The sequence below is a fragment of the Marinimicrobium sp. UBA4509 genome, assembly GCF_002388575.1.
GTDB classification, from domain to species: Bacteria; Pseudomonadota; Gammaproteobacteria; order Pseudomonadales; family Cellvibrionaceae; genus Marinimicrobium; species Marinimicrobium koreense.
Window position 1 is genome coordinate 28,533 of record NZ_DGMV01000041.1, and the last position, 6,053, is coordinate 34,585.

At 58.1% G+C, this 6,053-nt stretch carries 5 protein-coding genes; 3 read left to right on the forward strand and 2 right to left on the reverse strand.

Annotated features, from left to right (window positions below; all coding sequences use genetic code 11):
* The 3 genes from B3520_RS06175 to B3520_RS06185 form a co-directional block, all read left to right on the forward strand.
* The coding region (locus B3520_RS06175; protein ID WP_286875658.1) for an efflux RND transporter permease subunit at positions 1–1,874 on the forward strand (1,874 nt) is incomplete at its 5' end.
* 30 nt (positions 1,875–1,904) lie between these two features.
* Complete coding sequence (locus B3520_RS06180) at positions 1,905–3,890, forward strand: CASTOR/POLLUX-related putative ion channel (RefSeq protein ID WP_286875659.1); 1,986 nt, start codon at positions 1,905–1,907, stop codon at positions 3,888–3,890.
* Positions 3,887–4,360: a Dabb family protein gene (locus tag B3520_RS06185; protein ID WP_286804506.1), complete on the forward strand. Its 474-nt coding sequence runs from the start codon at positions 3,887–3,889 to the stop codon at positions 4,358–4,360. Before B3520_RS06180 ends, B3520_RS06185 begins: the two co-directional genes overlap by 4 nt.
* 112 nt (positions 4,361–4,472) lie before the next feature.
* On the opposite strand, the gene B3520_RS06190 is transcribed toward B3520_RS06185, so the two are convergent.
* Both B3520_RS06190 and B3520_RS06195 read right to left on the reverse strand, forming a co-directional pair.
* Positions 4,473–5,249, reverse strand: a complete 777-nt coding sequence (locus B3520_RS06190) for a peptidylprolyl isomerase (protein ID WP_286804505.1) — start codon at positions 5,247–5,249, stop codon at positions 4,473–4,475.
* A 108-nt stretch (positions 5,250–5,357) separates the two neighbouring features.
* Positions 5,358–6,053 (reverse strand): ATP-binding protein (locus B3520_RS06195; RefSeq protein ID WP_286875661.1); only part of this gene is annotated, 696 nt, incomplete at its 5' end.

Genomic DNA, 6,053 nt, shown 5'->3' on the forward strand with positions numbered 1-6,053 from the left:
CCGTTGCCGGGGTCCAGAAAGTCTGGCCGGCGGTGTTGGCCTCTACCCTGACCACCGTAATGGTGTTTCTGCCGGTAGTGTTTATCGCCGAAGAGGCGGGACAGCTCTACTCGGATATTGCGATCGCCATTTCCGCATCGATCCTGGTGTCCATGCTGGTGGCGATTACCGTCATCCCCACCGCTAGCGCCCGGCTGAAATTTGAAGGCGCCTCCGGTGGCGACGAAGCCCATCCGCTTCAGCAGCGGATCACCCGGCAAATTCACTGGCTGATCGAAACACCCCGGCGGCGTATCAGTGCCATTGTCGCCACCATTGTGATCAGTGGTGCCATTGTGTTGTTCCTCACACCGCCAGCGGAATACCTGCCCGAGGGTGAAGAGCCGAAAACCTTCGCCTCCATGAATGCCCCGCCGGGTTATAACCTTGAAACCATGGAAGCCATCGGCATGGAGCTTCAGGAGTATTTCATGCCTTACGTGGACGATGAGCCGGAAGCCTTCGAACGGGGTGAAACCGAGGTACCGGCGATGAAATACATCAACTTGGGTATTTCGCCCCAGAGCCTGAGGATCATCACCGAATCCAAGGATCCCGGGCAGATCGAGGAGCTGATGGCCGCCCTGGTCAAGCAATACGAAACCTATCCCGGAATGCGGGCATTTGCCGCGCGCGGTTCGATCATCAGCAGCAACGACGGCGGCACACGCAGCGTCAACCTGGATATCTCCGGGCCGGATCTGGCCAGCCTGTTTCAGGTGGCGCAGGCCGCCTACGCGCGCGCTGAGGCCGTGTTTGACAACCCGAGCATCCAGACCCGCCCTTCCAGTCTTTCCCTGGCCCAGCCGCTACTGGAAATCCGCCCCGATTGGGATCGGGCGGCGGAGCTCGGTCTGACTACCGAGGACATCGGCTTCTCCGTGTCGGCGCTGACCGACGGAGCTTTTGTGAATGAGTTCTTCCTCGCCGATGACAAAATCGATATCTATCTGTACAACCAGCAGGGTCCCGGCGCGGATCTGGATACGCTTCAGGATATCGCCGTCTTTGTGCCCGAGCGCGGTACCCTGCCCCTGTCCGATTTCGCCCGGATGGAGGAAACGGTGGATACCAGTAGCATCCGCCGGCTCGACGGCAGCCGTACCGTAACGCTGAACATCATCCCACCCCGCTCAGTCGCCCTGGAGACCGGTGTCAAGCGCGTGCGCGAAGACGTCGTAGGCTATCTGCAGGAAAATGGGCAGGTGCCCACGGGGGTGACGTTGAATATTTCCGGGGCGGCCGACCAGTTGGACGCCACCCGGGAGTCTCTGAGCAGCAACTATCTGGTCGCGCTGTTCATTGTCTATCTGCTGATGGTGGCCATCTTTACCCATTGGGGCTATCCGCTGCTGATCATGACCACCATTCCGCTGGGCATTGCCGGCGGGATTGCCGGGCTCGCCTTGCTCAACCTCCTGGGTAGCGCCACCTCCGCGCTCGGCCTGGGCGGCATCAGTCAGCCCTTCGATATGATCTCCATGCTCGGCTTTCTGATTCTCATGGGCACCGTGGTCAATAACCCGATTCTGATCGTTCACCGTGCCATCAGTAACCTCAAGGAGGAGGCCATGGACTCGGTCGATGCGGTGCGCGAAGCGGTCAGCTCACGCCTGCGCCCCATTGCCATTTCCACCATCACCACCATTGTCGGGTTGGCACCCCTGGTGTTCCTGCCCGGCGCCGGCAGCGAGCTGTACCGCGGGGTCGGGGTGATCGTTATGGCGGGCATTATCGGCGCCACACTGGTGACGCTCACCATGTTGCCCTCCCTGACCGTCATGGTTCTGAATTGGACTGAGCGCAAAAACCGGTATACTGGCAGCCCTCACTGATGCACTGAGCTCGTCGGGACAGGAGCTGCCATGCTGCCACTGCGTTTTATAGACCGGGTCAAATTTTTTGTTGAGCGCCAATTCGTCAAAGGCGCTCTCTTTCAGTTGCTGGTGGTGGGTGCAATCATCGCCCTCATATCCATTACCGGCGGCCTCCTGGCGTTCCCGGCCGGCGAAGGCGAAGACGTGGGTGACGCGGTCTGGTGGGCGTTTCTGCGCCTGACGGACCCGGGCTATCTGGGCGATGATCAGGGCTCCTGGCTGCGCTTTGTGTCGACGATTCTCACGGTCAGTGGCTATGTGGTATTCATGGGTACCCTGGTGGCCATTCTCACTCGTTCATTGATCGCCCGGATGACCGCGCTTGAGCGGGGCCTGACGCCAGTGGCCTTTCGGAATCATGTGGTCATCATTGGCTGGAACAGCCGCACCCTGCCCCTGATCAGAGAGCTTTTGAGTGCCTCCGGGTCGATGCGCCAGCACCTGTTGGGGCACGACAGTTCCCGTCTCAAACTGGTGGTGTTGGCAGAGGATATGTCGGCGCTACAGGCTGAAGAACTGCGCGCCGAGCCGGGCATCGGTCGCAAAGCCAGGCAGATTGTGCTGCGCTCCGGGAGTGCTCTGCAGCCCGATGCCCTGCATCGGGCGGCCTGTCTGAACGCCGCCGCGGTCATCATTCCCAGCGATTCCCACGAACTCAACAGTCTGGTCAGCGCCGATGTAGAGACCATCAAGGCACTGATGTCATTGGATGCTCTGGCCCGCAGGCAGAATGTCACCCGGCCATTTGTCGTGGCGGAAATCCAGGACCTGCGTAAGCTGCCCATCGCCCGCCGCGCTTATTCCGGGCCCCTTCAGGTGGTCCCAGGGGATGCCACCATTGCCAGCCTCATGGCCCAGAATCTGATTCATCCCGGTTTATCAGAGGTCTACAATGAGCTGCTGACCGATCAGAGCGGTAACGAGTTTTATGTCCGCAGCGGCGAACATTTTGCCGGTGATTCTCTCGCGTCCATCGCCGTGCGCTGTCCACGTGCTGTGATCTGCGGATTGCTGCGCCGGGAAGAGGAGCACTGGCGTGTGCAGTTGAATGCTCCTTCTGACACCGTCGTAACCGAGACGGATAAAGTCGTGTTCATTGCTCCGGAATTCAATGATACCCAGCCACTCAAGGCTTCGGGGTACCGGCTGAATCCGCTTGAGCGCAAAGCGCTGGATGACAAGCATAAACCCGCCAACCGCCTGACCAAAAAGAAAGTGTTGATTCTCGGCTGGAACGATCGCCTTCCCGCATTGGTGCACGAGCTGGGTAGTTATCGCCAGTATCGGTTTGAGTTGGACATCGTCTCAATTCTGTCGGCTCAGGAGAGGGAGAATTTCATTGATCGCTACCACATGGGCAGTATCAAAGCGCAATGTCGACATATCGAAACCGACTTCATGCAGGAAGGCGAGCTGTATGACATTGAACCCGCCCAGTATGACAGCATTGTTCTGACCAGCAGTGACCGGGTAAACAGTGGTGAAGAGGCCGACGCCCGTGCCATCGTCGGACAGAGCATTCTCGAAGAGCACCTGAAACAGACCGATGATCCGCCGCAACTGCTGGTGGAGCTGAGCGATCCGGACAACGCCATTCTGCTCGGGCACCAGCGTGGTGAAACCATCATCAGCCCGCTGATTCTCAGTCATCTTCTGGCCCAGGTCGCCTTGCGTCCGGAGCTGCGCCTGGTGTTTGATGAACTATTCACTGAGGGTGGCGCTGAGATCTATTTCCGCCCAACCGGGGATTACGGCATCAAGGGCTCCCTACCCTTCTGGAAGCTCGAAGCGCTTGTCGCCGAGCGTGGCGAAACGGCGCTTGGGGTTTATTATCACGAGTCGCATCAGGGACGCAGATTGCAATTGAACCCGGAGCGGGACGCGGCATTCAACCTTTCACCACAAGACTGGTTGGTCATCCTGACCGATACCGGCCTTCATAAAAACCTCCCAACAGGAGCACAATCACAATGAAAGATCTCTCCAATCGTCGGCAATTCATCACCGGTGCAGCGGCTTTGGGCGTTGCGGCCATGCTGCCCTCGGCTCAGGCCCACAATCACGGTGAAGAAAAGCATCAGGGTGACCACGGTCATGGCCACCACAAACACCACAAGCACGGAACCGTGGCGATTCCGAAGCTGACCCACACGGTGTTTTTCTGGTTGAAGAATCCGGAATCGACAGAAGATCGCGATGCCCTGATCGCGGGTCTGAAAACCCTCAAGGACATTGAAACCGTGCGCGGCATTCACATCGGTGTGCCGGCCTCAACGGAAAAGCGGGACGTGGTGGATAACAGCTACCAGGTATCCGAGCTGTTGATGTTTGATGATGTTGAAGGTCAGAACGCCTACCAGGTGCACCCGATCCACCAGAAGTTTGTGGAGGATTGTTCGCACCTGTGGCGCAAAGTCACGGTGTTTGATTCGATTGAAGTGTGAAATCTCGGAGCTTGATTGTCGGGTTACGCGCTGCGCGCTAACCCGACCTACGAAGGACTTCGCTGCTTTCCGGTAGGTCGGGTTAGCGCGCAGCGCGTAACCCGACAAAGTTTCAACTCACCAAAACCTTCCGCAAACCCAACAACCCCAGCATCAACGGCAACCAGCCCATGGCACCACCGGAGCTGCCACCGGATTCCTTGTCTTCCACGGAATCGATCAGTGTATTGGGAACCGGATCCAGGTCGGCTGCTGAGTTCTCCGCATCGTCAATGATGCGCACGGACAGCAGGTTCACCAGATGGGTGGAATCGACTTCCACATCGTTCTCCAGCTCCTCTTCGCCATAATTGCGCAACGGCAGATTGGTGAACGCGCCCTGCAGATTGAAACGGGGCAGCTCGGCGATGTCCTCCAGAACCGACATACCACTGATCACTTCACCGAACACGGTAAAGCCACCGTTCTGGACATCCAGGTTTTCGTGATTGTTCTCGAGGTTGAAAAACCACTGAGAGGTCGCGCTGTTTGGATCAGTGCCCAGCTTGGCCATGGCAATGGTGCCTTGACGATTGGACCACTCGGGTTCATTGATCACCGGATCACCGGTCTCAATGCTCTTCACATCGCCACTGTCTTCGATGTATCGGAAACCGCCGCCCTGGAGGATGAACTCGGGCACCAGGCGATGAAAGAATGTATTGTCGTAAGCGCCGGACTCCACATAAGACAGAAAGTTCTCGACGGTCTCCGGGGTACTTTCATCGTACAGATTGACCTGAACATTACCCAGCTCGGTCTCGAATTCAACAATGGTCGCCAGGGCTGAGGTACTGGAGAGCAGCGCCGCCGTTGCCAGAGCACCGGCCGCCATAAACGGTTTGAACATGGGGGATTCCTTGCAGTTGGTCGTTATGTAAGCCACTCTAGCAAAGCCAGGGTCACGAATCTGTAACCTTTTGTAGAGGGCTGTTAACAGTTTGTAACGTCGCTTGCGTCAGGCGGGGTCGACATGGTCCCGGGCAAACTGCCAGGCAACCCGGCCGCTGCGGGCGCCCCGGGTCCGGTGCCACAGCAAAGCTTCCGCTTCCACGTCTTCATCCCACTGTCCGCCCAACGCTTCTACCCAATAGCGGGCGGCGGCGAGGTACTCGGTCTGGCTGAACGGATAGAAGCTCAACCACAAACCGAACCGGTCCGACAGTGAGGTTTTCTCTTCAATGCTGTCGCTCGGGCGAAGTTCGCCCTCCTCGTAACTGACATCCAGGTTGTCGCGCATGGTCTGGGGCAACAGGTGACGTCGATTGGAGGTGGCGTAGAACACAATGTTTTCCGCCGGAGCGGCAATCGACCCATCCAGTGCCGATTTCAGGGCCTTGTAACTGATATCACCTTCCTCAAAGGACAGGTCGTCGCAGAACACAATGAAGTGCTCTGGCCGCTCTTCGAGCAACACCAGAATATCGCTCAGGTTTGGCAGGTCGGCCTTGTCCACCTCGACCAGTTTCAGATCCTGATCGGAAAAGGTATTCCAGACGGCCTTGATCAGGGTGGACTTACCGGTACCCCGAGCGCCGGTGAGCAGCACATTGTTGGCCGGTTTGCCCTCAATAAAGCGCCGGGTGTTGCGCACCAGGGCCTCTTTATGGGTATCGATATTCTGCAGGGCCTCCAGCGCCACCCGATGCGGGTG